The 21,423-nt window shown below is 65.6% G+C and carries 16 protein-coding genes; 9 read left to right on the forward strand and 7 right to left on the reverse strand.

The annotated features are described in order from the left end of the window. Positions 1–145: 145 nt before the first annotated feature. The 3 genes from D2V17_RS15910 to D2V17_RS15920 form a co-directional block, all read right to left on the reverse strand. Complete coding sequence (locus tag D2V17_RS15910) at positions 146–2,878, reverse strand: TonB-dependent receptor plug domain-containing protein (RefSeq protein WP_245978759.1); 2,733 nt, start codon at positions 2,876–2,878, stop codon at positions 146–148. 131 nt (positions 2,879–3,009) lie between these two features. Continuing rightward, on the reverse strand, positions 3,010–4,116 hold the full coding sequence (locus D2V17_RS15915; RefSeq protein ID WP_245978760.1) for an anhydro-N-acetylmuramic acid kinase: 1,107 nt from the start codon (positions 4,114–4,116) through the stop codon (positions 3,010–3,012). Then, positions 4,109–4,963 (reverse strand): protein phosphatase 2C domain-containing protein, encoded by an 855-nt coding sequence (locus D2V17_RS15920; protein WP_119593867.1) that lies wholly within the window; start codon positions 4,961–4,963, stop codon positions 4,109–4,111. Before D2V17_RS15920 ends, D2V17_RS15915 begins: the two co-directional genes overlap by 8 nt. A 180-nt stretch (positions 4,964–5,143) precedes the next feature. On the opposite strand from D2V17_RS15920, the gene D2V17_RS15925 reads away from it, so the two are divergent. The 5 genes from D2V17_RS15925 to D2V17_RS15945 are packed head-to-tail and all read left to right on the forward strand — an operon-like array spanning position 5,144 to position 10,935. Then, the gene (locus D2V17_RS15925; protein ID WP_119593897.1) at positions 5,144–6,166 is read left to right on the forward strand and encodes an SIS domain-containing protein; all 1,023 of its coding nucleotides are present in this window, start codon (positions 5,144–5,146) and stop codon (positions 6,164–6,166) included. Then, positions 6,163–7,326 (forward strand): N-acetylglucosamine-6-phosphate deacetylase, encoded by a 1,164-nt coding sequence (nagA, locus tag D2V17_RS15930; protein ID WP_119593869.1) that lies wholly within the window; start codon positions 6,163–6,165, stop codon positions 7,324–7,326. Before D2V17_RS15925 ends, nagA begins: the two co-directional genes overlap by 4 nt. Further along, the gene (locus D2V17_RS15935; RefSeq protein ID WP_119593871.1) at positions 7,323–8,387 is read left to right on the forward strand and encodes a beta-N-acetylglucosaminidase domain-containing protein; all 1,065 of its coding nucleotides are present in this window, start codon (positions 7,323–7,325) and stop codon (positions 8,385–8,387) included. Before nagA ends, D2V17_RS15935 begins: the two co-directional genes overlap by 4 nt. Beyond that, complete coding sequence (gene dld, locus D2V17_RS15940) at positions 8,384–10,069, forward strand: D-lactate dehydrogenase (protein WP_119593873.1); 1,686 nt, start codon at positions 8,384–8,386, stop codon at positions 10,067–10,069. The genes D2V17_RS15935 and dld overlap by 4 nt, the downstream gene beginning before the upstream one ends. Next, the gene (locus D2V17_RS15945) at positions 10,066–10,935 is read left to right on the forward strand and encodes a glucosamine kinase nucleotide-binding domain-containing protein (RefSeq protein ID WP_119593875.1); all 870 of its coding nucleotides are present in this window, start codon (positions 10,066–10,068) and stop codon (positions 10,933–10,935) included. The genes dld and D2V17_RS15945 overlap by 4 nt, the downstream gene beginning before the upstream one ends. A gap of 16 nt (positions 10,936–10,951) precedes the next feature. Here the strand turns inward: D2V17_RS15945 and D2V17_RS15950 are convergent, their stop codons facing one another. Together D2V17_RS15950 and D2V17_RS15955 are read right to left on the reverse strand one after the other, a co-directional pair. Continuing rightward, entirely contained in the window at positions 10,952–12,121 is a 1,170-nt protein-coding gene (locus tag D2V17_RS15950) for a sensor histidine kinase (protein WP_119593877.1), read from the reverse strand. Next, on the reverse strand, positions 12,111–13,382 hold the full coding sequence (locus tag D2V17_RS15955; RefSeq protein ID WP_119593879.1) for a sigma-54-dependent transcriptional regulator: 1,272 nt from the start codon (positions 13,380–13,382) through the stop codon (positions 12,111–12,113). The genes D2V17_RS15950 and D2V17_RS15955 overlap by 11 nt, the downstream gene beginning before the upstream one ends. 108 nt (positions 13,383–13,490) lie before the next feature. Between D2V17_RS15955 and D2V17_RS15960 the strand changes: the two genes are divergently transcribed. From D2V17_RS15960 to D2V17_RS15975, 4 genes are read left to right on the forward strand one after another with little or no spacing between them, the layout of a single operon-like run. Beyond that, a complete protein-coding gene (locus D2V17_RS15960) occupies positions 13,491–14,774 on the forward strand; it encodes an efflux RND transporter periplasmic adaptor subunit (RefSeq protein WP_245978762.1) in 1,284 nt (427 codons plus the stop codon). Between the two features lie 12 nt (positions 14,775–14,786). Next, a complete protein-coding gene (locus tag D2V17_RS15965; protein ID WP_119593881.1) occupies positions 14,787–15,467 on the forward strand; it encodes an ABC transporter ATP-binding protein in 681 nt (226 codons plus the stop codon). Positions 15,468–15,481: 14 nt separating this feature from the next. Beyond that, the gene (locus tag D2V17_RS15970) at positions 15,482–17,902 is read left to right on the forward strand and encodes an ABC transporter permease (RefSeq protein ID WP_119593883.1); all 2,421 of its coding nucleotides are present in this window, start codon (positions 15,482–15,484) and stop codon (positions 17,900–17,902) included. Between the two features lie 28 nt (positions 17,903–17,930). Continuing rightward, positions 17,931–19,160, forward strand: coding sequence for a TolC family outer membrane protein (locus tag D2V17_RS15975; protein ID WP_245978763.1), 1,230 nt, complete (start codon positions 17,931–17,933; stop codon positions 19,158–19,160). 143 nt (positions 19,161–19,303) lie between these two features. Here D2V17_RS15975 and D2V17_RS15980 read toward each other — a convergent pair whose 3' ends face one another. Both D2V17_RS15980 and D2V17_RS15985 read right to left on the reverse strand, forming a co-directional pair. Beyond that, positions 19,304–20,872, reverse strand: coding sequence for a carboxylesterase/lipase family protein (locus D2V17_RS15980; RefSeq protein ID WP_245978764.1), 1,569 nt, complete (start codon positions 20,870–20,872; stop codon positions 19,304–19,306). After that, the gene (locus tag D2V17_RS15985; protein ID WP_342767854.1) at positions 20,865–21,371 is read right to left on the reverse strand and encodes a substrate-binding domain-containing protein; all 507 of its coding nucleotides are present in this window, start codon (positions 21,369–21,371) and stop codon (positions 20,865–20,867) included. The genes D2V17_RS15980 and D2V17_RS15985 overlap by 8 nt, the downstream gene beginning before the upstream one ends. Positions 21,372–21,423: the final 52 nt, after the last annotated feature.

Raw genomic sequence — 21,423 nt, forward strand, 5'->3', positions numbered from 1 at the left:
TCCGAAATTGGCGCGCCGGGAACCGGGGCCTCGACAGGTCAAATCCCGCCAAGGCCCCGGCAGCAACCCACCCGACAGGGAGGGGAGGTAGCGGCGTCCGTCAGCAGAGGAGTGCAGCCGGACGCCGTGTCGGGGGGGCTTCTTCTTACAGGCTGGCGGTCAACGAGAGACCGACAGTCCGTCCAAGGATGTCGTAGGTGTCGGGGAAGGTATTGAACACACCGCCCTTCGACACTGCCGGCGGATCCTTGTCGAACAGGTTGTAGATGCCGAGGGTCATCGTCAGACCTTCAAGGAAATCGTACGACGCGGCGAGGTCGAACGTGTCCTGCGCACCGATCGTCTCGGTCGAACCGGCCGTGCTCGAACGCACCTTGCCGATCCGCTGCCAGTCGAACTGGATCACACCCTTGTCGAACAGCAGGCCGACACCGACGCTGTGGCGATAGTCGGGCTGCACCAGGGTCGTGCCGTCGCTCGAACAGGTGGCGCCGAACGTCCCCTTGCACTGAATCGCCTCGACGGTCGGGTTCGCCTGGATCTCGTAGGACGTAACGACATTGCCCTGATAGCTCAGACGCAGGCCGTCACCGGGCACCCAGTCCTCACGCAGCGTGTAACTGGCCGAAAGGTCCAGGCCGCGCTGCAACAGGCGGCCCAGGTTCTGGTTGTTGACGAAGGCGTCCTTGAACGAACCGTCGGCATTGCGGGTGACGAGGTTGCACAGCGGATTACCGGCGGTCGGATTGGTGATGTAGCAGCTGGTGATCGCCGCGATCGGCTGGATCACGCCTACCGCACCCTTGAGGTCGAGTTGATACCAATCGGCGCTCAGCGTGAGGCCCGGCGCGAAGACCGGCGTGATCACCACACCAGCGGTCGTCGTGAAGCCGGTTTCGGGCTTCAGATCGGGGTTGCCGCCATAGTAGTAGTTGCCGGTGAGATAGCCTGCCGAGGTCGAATCGACCGAGCCCTGCGCCGGAGCACCGAAGCGCGCGCACTGCTCCGCATTGCCGGTGCCGAGCACACACGGGTCGCCGCCGTAACGCGGCTTCAGGCGATCGACCGTCACCAGAGCGTTGAACGGCAGCGAGGAAACGCCACCGGCAAACTCACCGAAGTTCGGCGTCCGCAGCACGCGCTGGTAGGTTGCCCGCAGCCGCACATTGTCGTCGACTTCCCAGTTCCCCTCGACCTTCCAGGTGCCGTGGGTGCCGAACAGGTTATAGTCCGACAGACGGTAGGCACCGCCCACGTTGAACTCGCGGATCAGCGGCAGATCGTGCAGGACCGGGATCAGCACTTCGCCGTAAAGTTCCTTCACGTCGAACGAGCCGGTGTAGGCCGCCTGCACGCCCTGACGATAGGTGTTGCCGGTCAGCAGCGCAGTGTCCTGATCGATATCAGCGGTCTCCCGGCGATATTCGGCACCCACTGCGAAACCAATCGGTCCCGCGGGCAGCGAAAACAGCTCTTCAAGCGTGCCGCTCAAGGTGGCGGCCGCGACGAACTGGTCGCGCTTGCGGCTGAAACCGTTGATCGGCTTGCCCAGCGCATCGGCCAGACCGGGCGCATTCGGACCGAAGATATCGATCGTGTTGACGATCGAGGCGAAGTTGTTGGCACCCGCATTGTTGGTGACGAGGCCATCGCCGGTGATCAGCGTGTTCTCGGTCGAACGACCATACTGGGCATAGACATTCCAGTCGACCGCGCTGGTGAGCGGACCGCGCAGGCCCGTCTGGACCTGAAGCGTGTTACGCTCGGTCTGATAGTCGACCAGCCCGAGTTCGTAGAGCGAGCGCGAAACGTTTACATCCGCGGCACCGTTGACGAAGGTGAGCTGGCTGCGGATCTGATCGGTCAGGAACGGATTGTCCTCGCTGATCGAAACCGTGCGGTTGACCGAAGCCGGGGTGGCACCGGGCGTACCGGTCTCGGTGCTGCGCACGTTGGTGTACATCGCGCGACCGTAAAGCTCGACCTGCGGCGTGATGTCGTACTTGTAGAGCGCCGCGACGTTGATCCGCTTGAGCGGCGAAACGAGCAGATAGTTTTCCGACACGTTGGATGTGGCCGAGGGCGAGGTGGTGAAGGCACCATCGTCGCCGAAGCCAAACTTGCGACCGCTCGCCACATCGGTGAAGACACCGCCGATGCTGGCAATGGTCTGGTTCGGCGTCGCCGCCCAATCGCGCTGGTAGGCGCGGATCGGGTCACGCTGGGTATAGTCCGCCGCGAGCACCAGGTTGCCGCTATCGCCAAGCCCGGTGCCCAGCATCAGCGAACCGCCATACTGCGCGCCGCCATGGGTCGAGAGACGACCGGTCGCGCTGGCCGTCAGACCTTCGAAATCGTCGTTGAGGATGAAGTTCACGACACCGGCCACGGCGTCTGCGCCGTAGACCGCTGCGGCACCGCCGGTCAGCACATCGGTGCGCTTGATCAGCGAGGCGGGAATGGCGTTGACGTCGACCGAGTTGCGGAAGCTGAACGGCGCGGCACGCGTGCCGTCGATCAGAACCAGCGAGCGGCTCTGGCCGAAGTTGCGCAGCTCCAGGACCTGCGCGCCGAAGGCGTCACTGCCTTGCGAGCCCTGGCGTACACCGCCCGAAAGCTGCGGAAGCGTGGTCGAGAAATCCTCGATGGTCAGCGCCGAGCGGAGCTTGATCTGCTCCTCGGAGGTCGAGACGATCGGACTGTTGGACTTGGCACCGGGCAGCGCGATACGCGTTCCGGTGACGACGATGTCGGCGCTCTCGTTCGAACCCGACTCGTCGGCAGACTGAGCATGCGCCGGCACCTGAAGCAGCGCGATGGCAAGCGCGCTCAATCCGACAGCGTTCCTGTAAACCTTAACCATGCGATTCTTTTCCATTTTTTTGCCTCCCTGATGCAGGCCATATCGTTTTTGTGCGCCCGAGGACTCGACGGAAACCGCTTCCCGGTATCTAAATTGAAACATACCGGTATTGATTTGTAAAGCACCGGTATTGCATTGGTTTCTCATCACACCCCAATGAGAGCCGGATGATAGAGCGTTCCGCCGGTCAGCGGCGCGGGGACTCCCGTGGTTCCGGGGTATGTCAGCGGCAGACCCTGCGCGCTGCGCGCCGCCAGAAATGCCATCGCCTCTGCCTCGACGAAATCGCTCCGCAAGCCGAGGTCGTCGGCCTTGCGACAATTGCCGAGCCGTTCGCTCAAGGCCTCCATAAGCACCGGATTATGACAGCCTCCACCGCACACGACCCAGGTGCCGGGCGCTTGCGGCAAACTGCGCGCCGCCAGCGCAACCGAGTCGGCGGTGAAGGCAGTGAGGGTGGCGACTGCGTTCTCCAGCGAGAAGGCGTCGGCCCAATCGAGCGGAAAGTCGTAGCGATCAAGCGACCTCGGCCCTGTCCCACGGAAATGATCGTGCGACAGCAGCTGCGCGAGCACATCCTCGTCAACCACACCCGCTGCGGCAAGCCGCCCGCCCTCGTCGAATCGTCCTGCCCCTCGCGCCTGGACGATCTGATCGATCAGGCCGTTCGCAGGCCCGGTATCGAACGCGATCAGCTCACGCTCGGCGCCGATGAAGGTGAGGTTGGCCACCCCGCCGAGGTTGAGAAATGCCACCGGCAGTTCGAGCGACAGCTTCTCCGCCAGCGCTGCGTGATAGGCAGGCACAAGCGGCGCCCCCTGCCCGCCCGCAGCCAGATCATCGAGCCTCATGCCCGCGACGACCGGCACACCAAGCGCATCAGACAAAGCCTGCGCATCGCCGATCTGAACCGTCAGCTTTCGCTCGGGTCGGTGCAGCACCGTCTGGCCGTGAAATCCCACCAGATCGGGCAACCGCCCCGCCGCCGCCACAACCTCGCGCGCAGCCCGCAAATGAGCTTCGTGCACGGCAGCCTCGGCGGCGCAAAGCGATGCCGGCGGCGCGCCGTAGCCATTCCACTTCAGCGCCTCCGCCGTGGCGTGCTGGATCAGGTTGCGCTCCGCATCTTCGAACGGCGAAAGGCATGCCGGAGCGAAAGCGTCGACGCGCCGACCATCGGTCTCGATCAGAGCCGCGTCCACGCCATCCAGCGAGGTGCCGCTCATGAAACCCAAAACCAGCATCTCAGTCATTCTCCCACTGACAGACGACGAGACTGGCATCGTCATGCGGCTTCACCCGCGCATAGCGGCGCAGCGAGTCCGGCTCGCCCTCCAGCGCGCGCAGGCGACCGAGCCAATCCTGCCAGTCCTGTTCATTGGAAATTGCCAGCATTCCGGCCGCGTCGGTGACGTTGAACAGCTCGATCAACCGCAGAAATCCGTCGCTTGCGAGGGCAAAACGCTGTCCTGCCGTGATCGGCAAGCGCGCCTGCCAGACGTGATCGGCAGCAGCAGGATCGACGCCGAGGATCCAGTAGCCACCCTCGCGGTTCATCAAGGCACGGTTGTCTTGCAGCCCCGGCATCAGCCGCGCCTTCAGCTCGTCCGGCGCGATCTCGGGCTCGGCCCGCAGGATCGCCTTCATCGCGGCAATGGTCCGGGCCTCGATCTCATCGATAGCGGACGCCCCGTAAAGCCGAGCATTTCCCGTCTCATCGCGCGCCGCAATGCGGCAATCGGCCAAGGTCGTGAATTCCGCCTCGCCATCGATTATGCGAACCATTGCAAAGGCAGCGGACGGCATTTCGTGCGGCCCGTCTGCGGAGCGGATTTGCTCGCGCGCCAGTGTCTCCGCGCAACGCGCCATCACCTCGCGCAGAACCGCAAGAGTCGGCAACGACGGGCTCTCGGCCAGCACCTGCGCCAGCACCCTGTTGGCGGTTTGCGCGAACCAGGCGGCATCGCTCGGACCGTCGAGCAGGTTTTCGCCGATACCGGTCGCGCCGTCGATGACCCAGGCCGCATCGCCATAATGGCCCACCGCGTCTTCGTTAACGCGCGATTGCCCTGCGGAAACGGCAAGATCGATCCTGAGCATTCGTTTTCTCCTGATTGCAACCTGAAGGGCACATGCATCTCGCTCGTGAACCAAAGGTCACTCGAATCTCATCCGGGCTACAACCCGCCGATGCAAACCAATCTAATGCCACTTGTGCGATGTCGTCAAACTGGTATTGATAAGCATATGACCACACCGACGAAAAACACCGCCACGAAAATGACGCAGGAGGCTCGCGAAGCTCCTGCGCGCGCCACGGAGCAACTGCGCCTCAATGCAGATCTGGTTCACGAAGCCGGCAAGCGCCTGCGCGAACTGTCTCCTCCGTTCGTCGCCACGCTCGCACGAGGAAGCTCGGACCAGGCGGCGGCTTTCGCGAAATATCTTCTGGAAGTTCACGCTGGCATACCGACGCTGAGCCACGCGCCCTCGGTCGGCTCGCTCTATCACGCCACTTCGCCGCGCTTCAAAGGCGTGCCGCTGATCGCCATTTCGCAATCGGGCCGCAGCCCTGACCTGATCGCTGCGGCAGAAGATGCGCGCCGACAGGGCGCGGTAGTGATCGCCGTGGTCAACGATGCCGAGTCGCCGCTCGCCCAACTGGCCGAGATTGTCATTCCCGTGCATGCGGGCGCGGAAACCAGCGTAGCAGCGACAAAGAGCTTCGTGTGCACGCTCGTCGCCCTCACCCACCTCGTCGCCGAATGGAGCGAGGATTCTGCGCTCCTTGCCGCGCTCGATACGGTCGGCGACGTGCTGGAAGAAGCGGCCAATGCCGACTGGTCCGCTGCCGTCCCGCTGCTCAGGGATGCGGAGGAAATGCTGGTGCTGGGCCGAGGCCCGACCCTGCCGATCGCAGGTGAGGCGGCGCTGAAACTCAAGGAAACCTCAAGCCTGCACGCCGAAGCCTTCTCCAGCGCCGAAGTGGCGCACGGCCCGATGACATTGGTGGGAGAGGGTGACCCCGTGCTGGTCCTTGCGCCGTTCGATGTTGCGCGCACCGGTCTGCGCGAGCGGCTGGAGGACTTTGCCGCGCGCGGTGCGAATATCATCGCCGCCGGCCTGCCCGAGGATGTCGCGCCCGCCCTGACCGTGTTGCCCTTGCGCTCGGACACACATCCTGTGCTGGCCGCCATTGCCCAGATCCAGAGTTTCTATGCGCTGGCCGAGACGCTTTCGCTGGCGCGCGGCCGCAACCCTGATAATCCGCCTCATCTGAACAAGGTGACGCGCACATTATGAGTACGCCCTCCCCCAAGCTGACCGCCCTCACCGGCGCGCGCATCGTGATGGCCGACCGCGTGGTAGAAGGGCAGGCGCTGATCCTCGATACCAATGGCCGCATCCACGCTCTGGCAGAGACCCTGCCTGACAATTGCGAGGTGCAGGATCTGGGCGGCGGCTGGCTGCTGCCGGGCTTCATCGACACCCAGGTGAACGGCGGCGGCGACGTGCTGCTCAACGACCAGCCGACCGTCGATGGCATCCGCGCCATTGCCGCAGCGCATCGTCGCTATGGCACCACAGGCCTGCTGCCGACGCTGATCAGCGACCACGCCCCGGTCGTCGAGGCGGCCATCGCGGCTGGCGAAGAGGCGCTTTCGGCCGGTGTGCCGGGCGTGCTGGGCGTGCATATCGAAGGCCCCCATCTCAACCCGGTGAAGAAGGGGATTCACGACGCCGAGCGGTTCAGCGCGGTGGACGAGGCAGTGATCGCGCGGCTCACGGTCCCGACCAGCGGTCGCCGCATCGTCACCCTCGCCCCTGAGCTCGCCCCGGCGGGCACGGTCCGCGCGCTGGCCGAGGCAGGCGTGCTGGTCTGCGCCGGACACAGCCTTGCCGATTACGACCAGACCCGCGCCGCGCTGGCGGAAGGTCTGGCCGGGTTCACCCATCTGTTCAATGCGATGACACAGTTCCTCAGCCGCGATCCGGGCATGGTCGGCGCGGCGCTGGAAGACCGCTCCACGCACTTCGGCCTGATCGTCGACGGGCTGCACGTTCACCCCGCTTCGCTCAAGGTCGCGCTGGCCGCGCGCGGCATTGAGGGGGCGATGCTCGTCACCGATGCGATGCCTCCCGTGGGTGGGACACTCGAGCACTTTACGCTGATGGGTCAGGATATCGCCGTGGTCGACGGCACCTGCCGCGGACCGGACGGCACACTCGCCGGTTCGGCATTGACCATGGCGCAGGCATTCCGCAACGCGATGGATATGATGGGCTGCGATATCGTCACCGCCTCGCGTATGGCCAGCGGCAACCCCGCGCGGTTCCTGCGGATGGACAGCGAAACCGGCACGATTGCGCCGGGCCTTCGCGCCGACCTCGTCCACCTCGACGACGCCCGCAAGGTCACTGCAACCTGGATCGACGGCGCGCGCGAGGACAGCGGCGAATGACCCCCGAGCTGGGCCTGATCGAAGGCCGCTTCGGCCGCATCTGGGACGAGGCCGAGCGCGGTTATGTGGTAAAGACGCTCGCCGATGCCGGCTATGCCTTCTATCACTACGGCCCCAAGGCCGACCGGTCGCTGCGGCGCGAATGGCGCATCTCGCCCGACGCAGACTACGCCGAAAGGCTCGCACGGCTGTCTGCCGAAGTGCGCGCATCGGGAATGCGCTTCGGCATGGCGTTGACGCCGGTTGGCTCCACGCACCCCTTTGACGACGGCGCGCGCGAAGACCTCAAACGCCGCGTGGCGGAGCTGGACGCCATCGGCATCGACGATCTGTGCGTGCTGTTCGACGACCTGCGCGGCGACATGCCCGACCTCGCCGCCCGACAGGCCGACGTGGTGAACTTCTGCGCCGACCTCACGCGGGCGACCCGCGTCTACACCTGCCCGACCTACTATTCCGACGACCCGGTGCTCGATCTGGTCTTCGCCCAACGACCCGAAGACTACCTCGGCGACCTTGGCCGCCGCCTTGACGCCTCGGTGCAGGTCTACTGGACCGGCGAGGAAGTCTGCGCGCGAGCCATCGAGCCCAGCCATCTGGAGCGGGTCGCGGGGCAGCTCGGGCGCAAGGTCTGTCTGTGGGACAACTGGCCGGTGAACGACGGCGCCCGCATGTCGCGCTTCCTGCACCTGCGCGCCTTCACCGGACGCAGCGCCAAGTGCGCCGACTGGCTGACCGGCCATGCGATCAACCCCGCCATTCAGGCCCATCTCGGCTGCATCCCCGCGCTGACCCTGCCGATGGTCTATGGTCAAGGCGATAGTTACGCTTACCGAGCTGCCTTCGCCTCCGCCGCGCGCCAGCTTCTGGGCGACGAATTTGCGCTGATGCTACAACAGGATATCGCAGCCTTGCAGGATGTCGGACTAGAGCGGCTCGGCACACGGGCAGATCGCCTGCGCGCCCGCTACGCGCCAATCGACCACCCTGCCGCCCGCGAGATCACCCGTTGGCTCGACGGTCACGACCTGATGACCGACGACGAGGTGCAAACCCAGTGACCGACCTGCCCGCCACCCTGCGCGAAATTGTGGGCAGGTGGCATGTGCTGACCTCCGCGCGCGCCACGGCGCGTTACCGCAAGGGTTATCGCACCGGCGAAGGCCCCGCGCTGGCAGTGGTACGGCCGGGCAGTCTGCTCGAATTCTGGCGGGTCGCGAGCGCCTGCGTGGCCGCCGACGTGTCGATCATCGTCCAGGCCTCGAACACCGGGCTGACCGGTGGCTCCACCCCCGACGGTGCAGACTATCCGGGCGGTCTCGTGATCATCAGCACCACGCGGCTCGCCGGGCTCAAGGTCATCCGCGATGGCCAGCAGGTGCTGTGCATGCCCGGCGCGACGCTCAACCGGCTCGAACAGGCGCTGCGCCCCTATGGCCGCGAGCCGCATTCGGTGATCGGCTCGTCCTGCCTCGGCGCCTCGGTGGTTGGCGGCGTGTGCAACAATTCGGGCGGCTCGCTGGTCCGGCGCGGCCCTGCCTATACCGAGATGGCGCTGTACGCGCAGGTGCAGCCAGATGGCACCCTGCGGCTGATCAATCACCTCGGCATCGCCCTCGGCGAGGAGCCCGAGGACATTCTTTCCCGCATCGACAGCGGCAACTATAGCGATGCCGACATCGATCCGGCTGAAGACCGCCGCGCCCACGATCACGATTACGTCGCCCATGTGCGCGATATCGACAGCGACGTGCCCGCGCGCTTCAATGCCGATCCGCGTTGCCTGTTCGAGGCGGCCGGCAGCGCGGGCAAGCTGATCGTCTTCGCGGTGCGGCTCGACACCTTCGCGCGCGAGGAGAACACCGCCACCTTCTACCTCGGCACGACTGAGCCTGCGCGCCTGACCGAACTGCGCCGCACCATGTTGCGCGACTTCGCCGCGCCGCCGATTGCTGGCGAATACATGCACCGCGACGCCTTCGATATCGCCGACCGCTATGGCCGCGATACCTTCGTCGCCATCGAGAAGCTGGGCACCGACCGCCTGCCCGCGTTGTTCGCCGCCAAGGCGCGGTTCGACGGGTTTTTCGGCGAAGGCGTGAGCGACCGGCTGATGCAGCGTGCAAGCCGTCTGATCCCCGATCACCTCCCTCACCGCATGCGCGCTTTCCGCGATCGCTTCGAGCATCACCTGATCCTCAAGGTCTCCGCCGATCAGGCCGAGGCGACGCGCGAACTGCTCGCCCGCCTGTTCGCCGACACGCAGGCAGCGCATTTCGAATGCACCGCCGGGGAAAGTGCCAAGGCCTTCCTTCACCGCTTCGTCGCCGCCGGAGCCGCCGTGCGCTACCGCGCCGTTCATCGTGGTGAGGTGGAGGACATCGTCGCGCTCGACATCGCCTTGCCCCGCAATACCCACGAGTGGGTCGAGCAGCTTCCCGCCGACCTCGCCCGCCAATCGATCCACACGCTCTATTATGGGCACTTCTTTTGCCAGGTGTTCCATCAGGACTACATCGTGGCCAAGGGCACCGATCCGCTCGCCTACGAACATGCGCTGTGGAAGCTGCTCGACGCGCGCGGTGCGCAATATCCGGCCGAGCACAATGTCGGCCACCTCTATGTCGCGCGGCCCGAACTGGCGGACTTTTACCGCAGCATAGACCCGCGCAACCAGCTCAACCCCGGCATCGGCCATACCTCCAAGGCGCGCGACTGGGCGGAGACCGGAGAACAAATATGACCTACTATCTCGGGATCGATGCAGGCGGCAGCAATTGCCGCGCAAGGCTGATCGATGCCAACGGAGCAGTCATCGGCAACGGGCGTTCCGGCACCGCCAATGCCCGCATCGGCATCGACGCACTGTTCGAGACGCTCCAGGACACGGCCACGCAGGCGCTCACCGAAGCGGGACTGAATGAGGCGCAGCGCGCGCAGGTCCATGCCGGGATGGGCATCGCCGGGATCACCCGCCCCGGCATGCGCGAGGCTCTGGCCAAGCTCGACTTCGGCTTCGCCTCGGTCAACTACGCCACTGACGCGCAGATCGCCAATCTGGGTGCTCATGGAGGTCAGGACGGCGCCATCCTCATCATCGGCACCGGCAGCGCAGCCCAGTGCCGTGTGGATGGTCAGGATTTCACCATCGGCGGCTACGGCTTCCCGATCTCAGACGAAGGCAGCGGCGCGGCGCTCGGGCTCTCGGCCATGCGCCACGCCTTGCGCGCGCTCGACGGGCGCACCCGCAAGACCCCGCTCAGCGCCGCCGTGACCGAGCGCTTCAATCACGATACCGCGCAGGCCATCGCGTGGATGGATCAGGCCACCCCGCGCGACTACGGCACCTTCGCGCCGCTGGTGATGGATTACGCCGAAGCCGATGACGCGATCGCCCGCTCTATCGTGGAGAACGCGGCAAGCCATATCGAACGCTTCATCGAGACCATCTTCGAACGCGGTGCCACGCGCTGCACGCTGGTCGGAGGGCTCGCCCCGCGTATGCAGCCCTGGCTGCGCAATCGCACCGTCGAACGGCTGAGCGAAGCCATGGGCGACTCGCTCGACGGAGCGCTTCGGCTGGCAGGCTATGTAAGCGAGCCTGGGTGAGCCGGCGGAGAGCCGCTCACGCTGCGTGGGTGGCGAGGCTGGACAGGTGGATCTGAAACACCGCTCCTGCCTCATCGCGCGGGACTAGCAGCAGCCTGCCGCCATGGGCCTGCACGATCTGCTGCGCCAGGCTCAATCCGATGCCGCTTCCGGCGGCCTTGGTCGTCACAAACGGGCGGAAGATCCGATCACGAACAGCCGGATCGATGCCGCCGCCATTGTCGGCTATCTCGATGACGACCGGGCCCTGTCCTGTCACCGTGAGCCCGATGCGTGGTTCGGAGGAATGTTCGATCGCCGCCTCGGCCCCGTTCTGCAGCAAGGCCCACAGCGCCTGTTCGAGCTGATCGCGATCTGCCGCGACCGTCACCCTCTCTTCGATCGAGCAGGACAGCCGTACGCGCTCGCCCCAGCGCGCCGCGAACATGCGGGAAAGATCCACCACGAGTTGGTCCAGCGAAACAATGCCCACAGCCGGCTCGGGCAGCCGGGCCAACTCGCGATAGGCTGCGGTAAACTGAAGCAGCCCGCCCGAGCGCCTGCCGAGCGTACCAATCGCGTCGCGCAGGGCAGCTGCCGGGACCGGCTCCTCGTCCAGCATAAGCAGAGCGCTTTCGGCGAGCGAAGAAATCGGCGTGATGGCGTTCATCACCTCGTGGCTGAGAATATCGAGCACTTCCCGCGTCGCGCGCGCTTCGGCCATGCGCTCCTCGTTCTCTACATCGATGATTGCGGCAATGGTGCGCATGCTCACGCTCTTCGTGCCTTCGACCCGGTCAATCCTGTAGGTGCGGCCGAACAGCGTCATCCGCGGCACTCCCGCAGACAGCTCCGGCGGCGGTTCGGGGATGAGGTCGCTCGCGGCGAACAGCTCGCGCGCCGCGCGGTTGAGCGCACGGACACGGTTGTCGCTGCCAATCGACACCAGCGCGACGGGCATTTTCTCCAGCACGGCGCGCAGCAGGACATGCATCGCCTTGTCCTCGCTCCCGGCATCGTTCTCGACCAGCCCGCCGGTAACCGGCGGGCGGCGCCACACCATCAGCGCCGCAAGCCAGGCAGCCATGAGCAAGGCCAGAGCGAACGATGCCAGAAAGCCGCCCTTCCATGCGGCAACGGACATGGCCCCGCTCCCGAACAGGAACACCGGCACGAGCACCGCCGAGGCCGAGCGACTAAAGGCCATGCTTGGCCATCCGCCGATAGAGCGCGGCACGGCTCAGCCCGAGTTCCTCGGCCGCGTGGCTGATGTTGAAGCCATTGCGCTTGAGCGCGGCTTCGATCAGGCCTCGTTCCGATTGCTGCAAATTGAGCATGACGGGTTGCGCCGCCGGCGTCTGCTCGTCACTGCGCTCGGGCTTCAAGCCCAGATCGGCTGGCCCGATCAGACCGCCATCGCCCAGCACCACCGCCCGCTCGATCGCCTGTTCCAGACCGCGCACTTCGTCTGGCCATGGGGTGATTTTGAGCAGGGCCTCGGTTTCGGGGCTCAGGCCTTCGAAGGGCCGCCCATGTTGCCGCGCCGCGCGGCGCAGGAAATGGCGGGCGAGCAACAGCGCATCGTCCTCCCGTGCCGCAAGCGGGGGCACGGCGACCTCGATTGTACCAGCTCTGGCGCGCAAGGCGGGGGACAGCGCTTGCGCCGATTGCGCCGTTGCGATCACCCGCATGTCGGCCTCCAGCCGCGCGATCAGCCGCGTTTGCCCTGCGGTGTCGAGGCGGTCGACGTGGCGCAGCAGAACTGTCCCGGACTTCGCGCGCGCCAGCTCCGCCCGAGCCAGATCGTCGGTCGGGTCCGCTGCGGCTGTCGCCTCGATCACCACCATTGCGCGGTTGGCCCGGGGCGAGCCGGAATGGATCGTGCGCGCAATCAGGCTGCGGCCACTGCCCGCGGGTCCGGTGACCAGCACATCGCTGGTGGTGGGCGCGACACGGCGAACAAGCTGACGGACCTGCTCCATCGCTGCGCTCGATCCCAGCAAGGCGGGCGTATCGGGGGTGGCCGGCTGGCTCTGCACCAGCGCCGCGATTTCGCGGCGGCGTTGGCGGTGAGCAATGGCGGCGTGGATCCGTTCGAGCAGTTCATCATTGCGCCAGGGCTTCATCACGAAATCGAATGCCCCTGCCCGCATCGCCGCCACCGCGATGCGAACCCCGCTATGTCCGGTGATCACCACCACGGTCGCTGCGGGATCGTCATCGAGCAACCGCGCCAGCGCCGCAAACCCTTCCTCCCCCTGCGACTGCCCGCGAGTGAAGTTCAGGTCGAGCAGGATGACCTCCGCCGGCTCAAGCTCCAGCAACGAATAGGCTTCGTCGGGTGAGGTGGCACCGGCGAAGTCCAGCCCCGCCCGCCGCAGCAGAACAGCGATCGATTGGTGAACGTCGCGATCATCGTCAATCAGCATGACGCGCGGCGGTGTTGACGGGGGGATGTTTGTGTTCATTTTCGAACACTGTGTGCGATATCGAACGGCACCTTGTCGACCGGTTGCTGTAATACTCGTAATATCAGCTGGTTAGCGCCAATCCGACATGTGCGGCACAATGTCCGCATGGCGAACGACTCACTGATCGAATCAACAGATGCAACCGGCGCGGCGATGGACCGCCGGATCGCACGACCCGGCAAAGGCAAACGGCGCAGGCTGTGGGCCGGGCTCGCTGTCACCCTGGTGGCCGCCCTTGCCATGTGGTGGTTCATTCCGGCCTCAGGCTCCACCGACATCGACGCGGCCAATATCGAAACCGGCCTCGTCGAGCGCGCACCCTTTGCCGACTACCTGCCGGTGCGCGCGTCGGTTGCGCCGGCGATCACCACCTATGTCGGCGCGGTTTCGGGCGGCCAGGTGGATCGGCTGCTGGTGCAGGACGGGGCGATGGTGACCGCAGGCCAGCCGCTCGCGACGCTTGCCAATCCAACGCTCGAGCTTGACGTTCTGACCCGCGAGGCGGCGATTGCCAGCCAGCTCGGCGCACTGAGCGGCGACGAGCTGGCTCTGGAACGCAGCAAGCTCGACCGCCGCAGCCAGACGTCGGCGGCCAGCTACGATCTGCTCAAGGCCCAGCGCGATCTGGCCACCCGCCAGCAACTGCACGATCAGGGCTTCGTGTCCGATGCCGGTGTCAGGAGCTATCAGGAAGAGGCAGACTACCAGCAGCGCCGTCTGGCCCAGTTGCGGTCCGGCGAAGCGCGCGAAGGGCAGACGGCGGCGCTCCAGTCCTCGCGCCTCGCCGATACCCGCGCGCGGCTGACCAATGCCTTGCGCGCAGTCGAGGCGCAGCTCGGCGCGCTGACGCTGCGCGCACCTGCCAGCGGGCGGCTGACCGGCTTCACCATCCAGCCCGGCCAGACCCTCAAGGAAGGGGATCAGGCGGGGCAAGTGGATAGCGAGGGCAACTGGAAGCTGGTGGCCGATGTCGATGAATATTATCTCGGGCGCATTCACGATGGGCAAACCGCGACGACCGATGACGGCGCGCGCCTGATCGTCTCCAAGGTCATCCCCACCGTCACCGACGGGCGGTTCCGGGTCGAATTCACCTTTCGCGGAACCATGCCCGCTGGCCTCAATCGGGGGCAGACGATCAACGTTCGCCTCACGCTGGGCGCGACGCAACCGGCACTGATTGCGCCTGCGGGTGGCTGGCTCGATGCGGGCGGCGGGTCTTCGGCCTTCGTGCTCGATGCAAATGGCCGCCACGCCTATCGCCGCGAGATCACCATTGGCCGCCGCAATCCCGAACAGGTCGAGATCCTCTCAGGCCTCGCCGAGGGCGAGCGCATCGTCACCACGAACACCGCCGCCATCACTGGCAACACGATCAATATCCGCTGAAGGGTCAGACAGATGATCAAACTCGAACATATCCGCCGCTCCTATGTCTCCGAGGATATCGAGACCACGGCGCTTGCCGACATCAATCTGGAGATCGCTGCGGGGGAATTTGTCGCGATCATGGGCCCCTCGGGCTGCGGCAAGTCCACGCTGCTCAACACGCTGGGCACGGTCGACCGGCCGACTGGCGGACATTACTGGTTTCACGACAGCGACCTCATGACACTGAACGAAGCGGGGCTGGCGCAATTCCGTGCCGAAACGCTGGGCTTTGTGTTTCAGAGCTTCAACCTGATCGACGAACTGACGATCGAGGAGAACATCGAACTGGGCCTCGTCTATCGCAAGGCGAATGGCGGGAACCGGCGCAAGCGCGTGGTCGAGGCGATGGACCGCGTGGGTATTTCGCACCGGGCGCGTCATTATCCCAACCAGCTTTCCGGCGGGCAGCAGCAACGCGCGGCAATCGCTCGCGCCATCGTGGGCGATCCCAGGATGATCCTCGCCGACGAACCGACCGGCAACCTCGATACCGAGAACGGGCTTCAGGTGATGGACATTCTCGCCTCGCTCAATGCCGATGGCGCGACGGTGGTGATGGTCACCCACTCACCCAGCCATGCCGACATGGCGCAGCGGCGGATCGACATGCTCGACGGGCGCGTGGTCGCCTCGGCCGCGCGCGCGATCTGAGGGGTGACACGACCATGAATACATTCTCTCTTCTCAGACTCTACCGTTCGCTGACCCGCCACAAGCTCTACAGCGTCCTCAATATCGGCAGTCTGGCCGTGGGCATCGCGGTGTTCCTTGTGCTGGGGCTCTACGTCCGCTTCGAGACCAGCTTCGAGAAATGGCTGCCGGATCACGACAAAATCTATCTGGTGCAGACGATCTGGCATATCGAAGACAGCCCGTTCAACGGCGCCTTTCCGAACACCATGGGCGGGCTGCTCGAGCAGATACGCGAGGATTTTCCGGGCACGGTCGGCACGCGTATCATGCCCACGCCGATCAATGTCATTCGCAACGGCGTCGGGATCGAGGAACAGGGTGCGCAAGTCGATCCGGAGTTCTTTGACGTGTTCGCCCTGCCGATGGTCGCGGGCAACGGTCCGGCGACGCTGAACAGCCCGAGCGGTGTGCTGATCGATCAGGACACCGCAGAAAAATACTTCGGAACACTGGATGCCGTCGGTCAAACGCTGACGCTCACCACCGGGGTCGATGGCAAGACGGGCACCTATACGGTCGGCGGGGTGTTCCAGAACCTGCCCGAAAACACCGATCTCAATTTCAAAGTGCTCGGGCAACTGCCCGCAGTGCAAACCGCGCCGTGGTGGTATCGCTGGGGGAGCACCTCGCTGTTCACCTATCTGCGGTTTCCCACACCAGCGGCGGCTCAGGCATTCAATGCGAAACTGGATGGCTTCGTCAATCGTCGCGGAATGAAGGATCTCGGGCCGGAAACGCCGACCAAGTGGCAACAACTGGCAGTGCTTCCGATCACGGCGGCCCATCTGACCCCTGCGGGAGGGCAGGCCGCTTCGCTCAGTCAGTCTGTCATTGCGATGGGGGTTGTGGGCGTGATTGCGCTGCTGATCGCCATGGTCAATTACATCAACCTCGCAACCGCGCGGGCCGGACTGCGTGCACGCGAGGTGGCGATGTCGAAGGTGCTCGGTGCCAATCGTAATGTGCTGATCCGCCAGTTCATTGGCGAGGCGGTCCTGCTGGTGGCGCTGGCGGCTCTGGTCGGGCTTTCGCTGGCGGAACTGGCCCTGCCCTGGATCAATGCCGCAACCGAGATGTCGCTTGCTATTCCCTATGCTCTGGCGGTGCCGGCGCTCGCGGTCCTGGCGCTCGTCGTGGGGATCGCTGCCGGGTTCTACCCCGCCGTGCTGCTGGCACGCTATCCGGCTGCCAGCGTGCTGGCATCTGCGCGCGCGCCCGGTGGCGGGCGGGCCGGGGCCAGAGTGCGCGAACTGCTGGTGATGTTCCAGTTTGCACTCGCGATTTCCTTCATGGTCGGCACTCTGGTGCTGGCTGCGCAAACGGCGCACGTCCGCAGCGCCGATGTGGGTTTCAAGCGCGATGGTCTGATCGTGGTCCGTTCGATGACGCAGGCCGAGCCCGAACAGATCCAGGCCCTGACAGCCGGGTGGCGAGCGCTGCCCATGATCCACTCGCTGACTCTGGCAGATAACAGCGCCGGCGGCAGTGGCACCAACAATGCCAACAGCATCGAAATCCCCGGACAACCCGGCCCCGGCCCATCCCTTCAGCAAATCGTGGTCGGCCCGGACTTCTTCCGTACCTACGGCGCCCGCTTGCTGGCCGGGCGAGAGTTCGATCTCGCGCACGGAGCGGACGACTTCGCCAATCGCAAGGACGGCGTCCCCGTAAGCATCGTGATCAATCGCATGGGCGCGAGCGCGCTTGGCTTTGCATCACCGGAAGCAGCCGTCGGCAAGACGGTCGGCAAAGGCAATCGCACCTTCACCATCATTGGAGTGATCGACAACATGCGCTTCCTCTCGCCGCGCGATGCGACCACCGCGACCTATTACAGCTTCACCGCGCGCATGGATGAATATGCAACCGCCACGCTCCGCTACTCAGGCGACCTGCGCACGGCGATGGACGCGGTGAAAGGCACCTGGCTGCAAGTCGCGCCGCAAGTCCCCTTCGATGCCAGCTCCGCCGACCAGCGCCTGGCCGAACTGTACAAGTCCGACGAGCAGGCCACCCGCCTGTTCACCATCGGGGCGGTTCTCGCCGTGCTGATCGGTTGTGTGGGATTGTGGGGACTTGCCTCGTTCAACACGGTTCGACGGGTCAAGGAAATCGGCATCCGCAAGACGCTGGGCGCATCCACGCGCGACATCGTGTTGCTGCTCGTGGGGCAATTCCTGCGCCCGGTGGTGATCGCCAACCTTATCGCCTGGCCGCTGGCCTGGGTTGCCCTGCGAAATTGGCTGGCCGGCTTTTCCGATCCGGTCGTGCTGTCACCGCTTTACTTTGTCGCGGCGAGCGTTCTGGCACTGCTTATCGCAGCCCTCACCGTCAGCGTGCAATCGCTGCGGGCCGCTCGGGCAATCCCGGCATGGGCGCTGCGCCATGACTAGGCATGTCCTGTCCGGTCTTGCCAGCGTCATGGCTCTCGTCGCGACGCCTTGCGCGGCCGAGACACTCGCCGAAGCCGTGCAGAGCGCCCTGCTCAGCAACCCCGCCCTGAATGCCGAGGAGGCACGCCAGGAGGCGCTCGCCGAAACGCCCGAACAGGCGCGCGCACGCGGGCGGCTGACCGCTGCGCTGGGCGGCACCGGGGGCTATGATCGGTTCGATTACGACACCGGCGGCGGGGCGACGATTTCGGCCTCCTTGCCGCTCTGGACCGGCGGACGGGTCTCAAGTGCGGTGCGTGCCGCCCAGCATGATGTGTCGGCTGGCGAGGAAGGCCTGCGCGATGCGGCCTCCGTGCTGATAACCCAGGTGGTGATGGCCTATGCCGACGTGCTTTACGGCCAGCAGGCGATGGCGATCGTGGAGACCGACATCGGCCTCCTGCACCAGCAGGTCGCCGAAGCCACGGCGCGATACGATCTGGGCCGTGCCACGCTGACCGATGTGGCGCAGCTCGAAGCGCAGCTGGCGGGCGCGCAGGGCCAGCTGGCCGATGCACGCGCGGCTCTTGAAGGGGCAAAGGCGCAATATCGCACGCTTGTGGGCCGCGATCCCGAAACGCTGGACCCCTTGCCCGATCTCGCGGGATTACCGCCGACACGCGAACTGGCGCGCGAGCAGGCGCTGGCGGACAACCCGCTCTACCGCCGCGGCGACGAGGCCGTGCAGGCCGCCGCCGCCCGTGTCGGCGAGGCCCGCTCGCAGGGGGCGCCGACAGTCTCGCTCGATGGCGACTATGGCTATGGCTTCAGCGATGTCCGCAACGACGGATATGTCCGCAGCAACGCGGTCGGGGTGACGCTGCATGTCCCCATCCTCACCGGCGGGCTGGTTGCGTCGCAGGTGCGGCAGGCAAGTGCGGAACTGCGCGCCGCCCGCTTCGACATGGACGCCGCCGGCAGGGATGCGCTCCGCCAGGTCGATACCGCATGGGCCAGACTGGCGGCGGCCCGTGCCCGCCTCGAAGCGAACCAGAGGCGGCTCGAAGCGGCCGATCTGGCCCTGAGCGGGGTGCGGGCGGAATATGCGTATGATCTGCGCTCGACGCTCGATATCCTCGTCGCGGACGAGAACCTGCGCGCGGCCCGGCTCGCCCTCGCCCAAAGCCGCAGCGATGTGTTGCTGGCCCAGGCGGCGCTGTTGCGTTCCACGGGCAGCCTTTCCTTCGCCTCCTTTGCCGCCTCTGGCGAGCAAGACTGACCGAATGCAACTTGCGAAGAACGGATAGTCGGGCCTCGCCCGAGACCTGCCATGCCGGATGTACGATGCGGCATGGCAGGTGTTCGAACGCGCGTGACTGCCCAATCGGCTTCACCCATGAGACAGGCGGCCTGCCCTGCCCGTCAGTCCGCCGCGCTTTCGGCCAGTGCTTCGGCCACGTCGAGCCGAGCACGCCACGGGTCTTCGCCACCGTGGTTGCCATCAATCCCGAACAGCATCACCGGACGGGTCGTATCGTCGTAGACCGGCCATACAGGCGCACCGGGGCCATTGGGATCGCCGGTCTTGGCAAAGTTGACGAAGGCCGCGCTCATGGCTGCCGAGGCGGCATGATCCGCCGCTGTCGCTTCACCCGGATAGCGCGCATCGATGGTGCGGAAGAAGAACGGGATTTCCGTGGCGTGCGGCAGTCCGCTAGCCCACTCCTCACGCATCACTTCGGGCACATAGCCCGCCCGGTAATGCCAGGTCTTCTGGCCGCTGGCAGCCATCCGTTGCACCATGAAGCGTGCAGGTTCGACCATCATCTCGTCGGCATAGATGGCGGCCTGCAACGCAGCCGACGGCAGGTCGGAGAGATCGGCATAGGCTGCCCGCGCCTGATCGGCATGGGCCCCGAAATGGGCGGCAAAGACATCGCCTTCCAGCGGAGGGCCAAAGCCGATATCCGCCGTGTTCGCGCCAGCCATGAACGGTACCGGCGCAGCATCGCCAGCGGCATAGACCTCGTCGAACGGATGCAGCACCACCATGCCATCGATCAGCGGCCCGGAATGCGGAGCCACCGGCTGCTGGGCAAGACCGACGCCCGTCGCCAGCACCTCGGCGGGCAGCGCACGCAAGGCGGCCAGTGCCTCGGCGCCTTCGCCCTCGATCCCGGCCCATTCGGCAAAGCCGAGTCCGGCGTCCTCACCGTCCGGCCCATCGTCGGAATGGACCGGCATTGTCGAGCGCAGGCCCGCACGGCCCCCGCCCGACATCACTATCGCCTTGTCGAACAGCCCGCGCGTCATCGGGCTGGTCATCATCATGCTGACCGAACCGCCGCCCGCGCTTTCGCCGAAGATCGTCACCTTGCCCGGATCGCCGCCGAACGCCGCAATATTGCGCTGGACCCAGCGCAGCGCCGCAACCTGATCCATGTAGCCGTAATTGCCGAGCAGACCGTTGTCCTCGTTCGCCTCGGTCAAAGCCGGATGCGCGAAGAAACCGAAACGGCCGAGCCGATAGTTGAAGCTCACCAGGATCACGCCCTGCCGCGCCAGTTCGGACCCGTCATAGACTGCGGGCGACGATCCACCGTTCACGAAGCCGCCGCCATAGATCCAGAACATCACCGGCAGGCGGTCGTCAGCCGTGGTTCCCTCGGGCCGCCAGACATTGAGATAGAGGCAGTCCTCCGCGGGCGGTGTGCCGAGCGGCGCGGCATCGGCGGCGAAGGGAATCTGCATGCAATCGTTGGAAAATTCGGTCGCCTTGTAGACGCCCTCCCACGCCTCGACCGGCTGCGGCGCCCGCCAGCGCAGATCGCCCACCGGCGGCTGGGCGAAGGGGATGCCCTTCCACGATTCTATTCCGTCAGCCCTCGCTCCCTCGACCTGGCCGACATCGATGGTCACCACCTGCGCCATCGTGGGCGTGGAAAAAGCTGCCGTCAGCACGGCAAGCGAAGCAATCGTAGTCTTAAGCATCGTCATCTCCCTTGACCGGGCGGCGAACCTTTTCGCTCACCCGCAGATCCCTGATAGTGTCGCGTTCCACCATACGGTGCGCGAGCAGGACGTTGGCCGTCTCGCGGTTGTCGGCACGGCGATCGAGCAGCAGATTGGCCGCCTGCCGTGCCAGTTCCGCAATCGGCTGGTAAACCGTCGTTAGGTAAGGCCACACCCTCTTGGCGACGAAGTTGTCGTCGAAGCCGCAGATCGACACGGCATCGGGCACGGCAATGCCGAGCTGGGTGCAGGCGGTCATCACACCGGCGGCCGAATCGTCGTTGGTGGCGAAGATCGCAGTGGGACGGTCGGCAACGTCCAGCAGCTGACGACCGGCGGCTATGCCCGCCTCGAACTCGAAATTCCCGTTGGCTTCAGTGATCACGGCATCAGGAGCGATAATTGCGATCCGCTCCAGGAACCCGGCGCGGCGAGCAACCGCTGCACCATGGCGCGGCGAACCGGTGACCAGCCCAATTGTCCGTCGTCAGAACATTTGGCACAACTCGCGGCGTAGATCAGCGGAGTGT

Source organism: Aurantiacibacter xanthus, from assembly GCF_003584015.1.
GTDB lineage: Bacteria > Pseudomonadota > Alphaproteobacteria > Sphingomonadales > Sphingomonadaceae > Alteraurantiacibacter > Alteraurantiacibacter xanthus.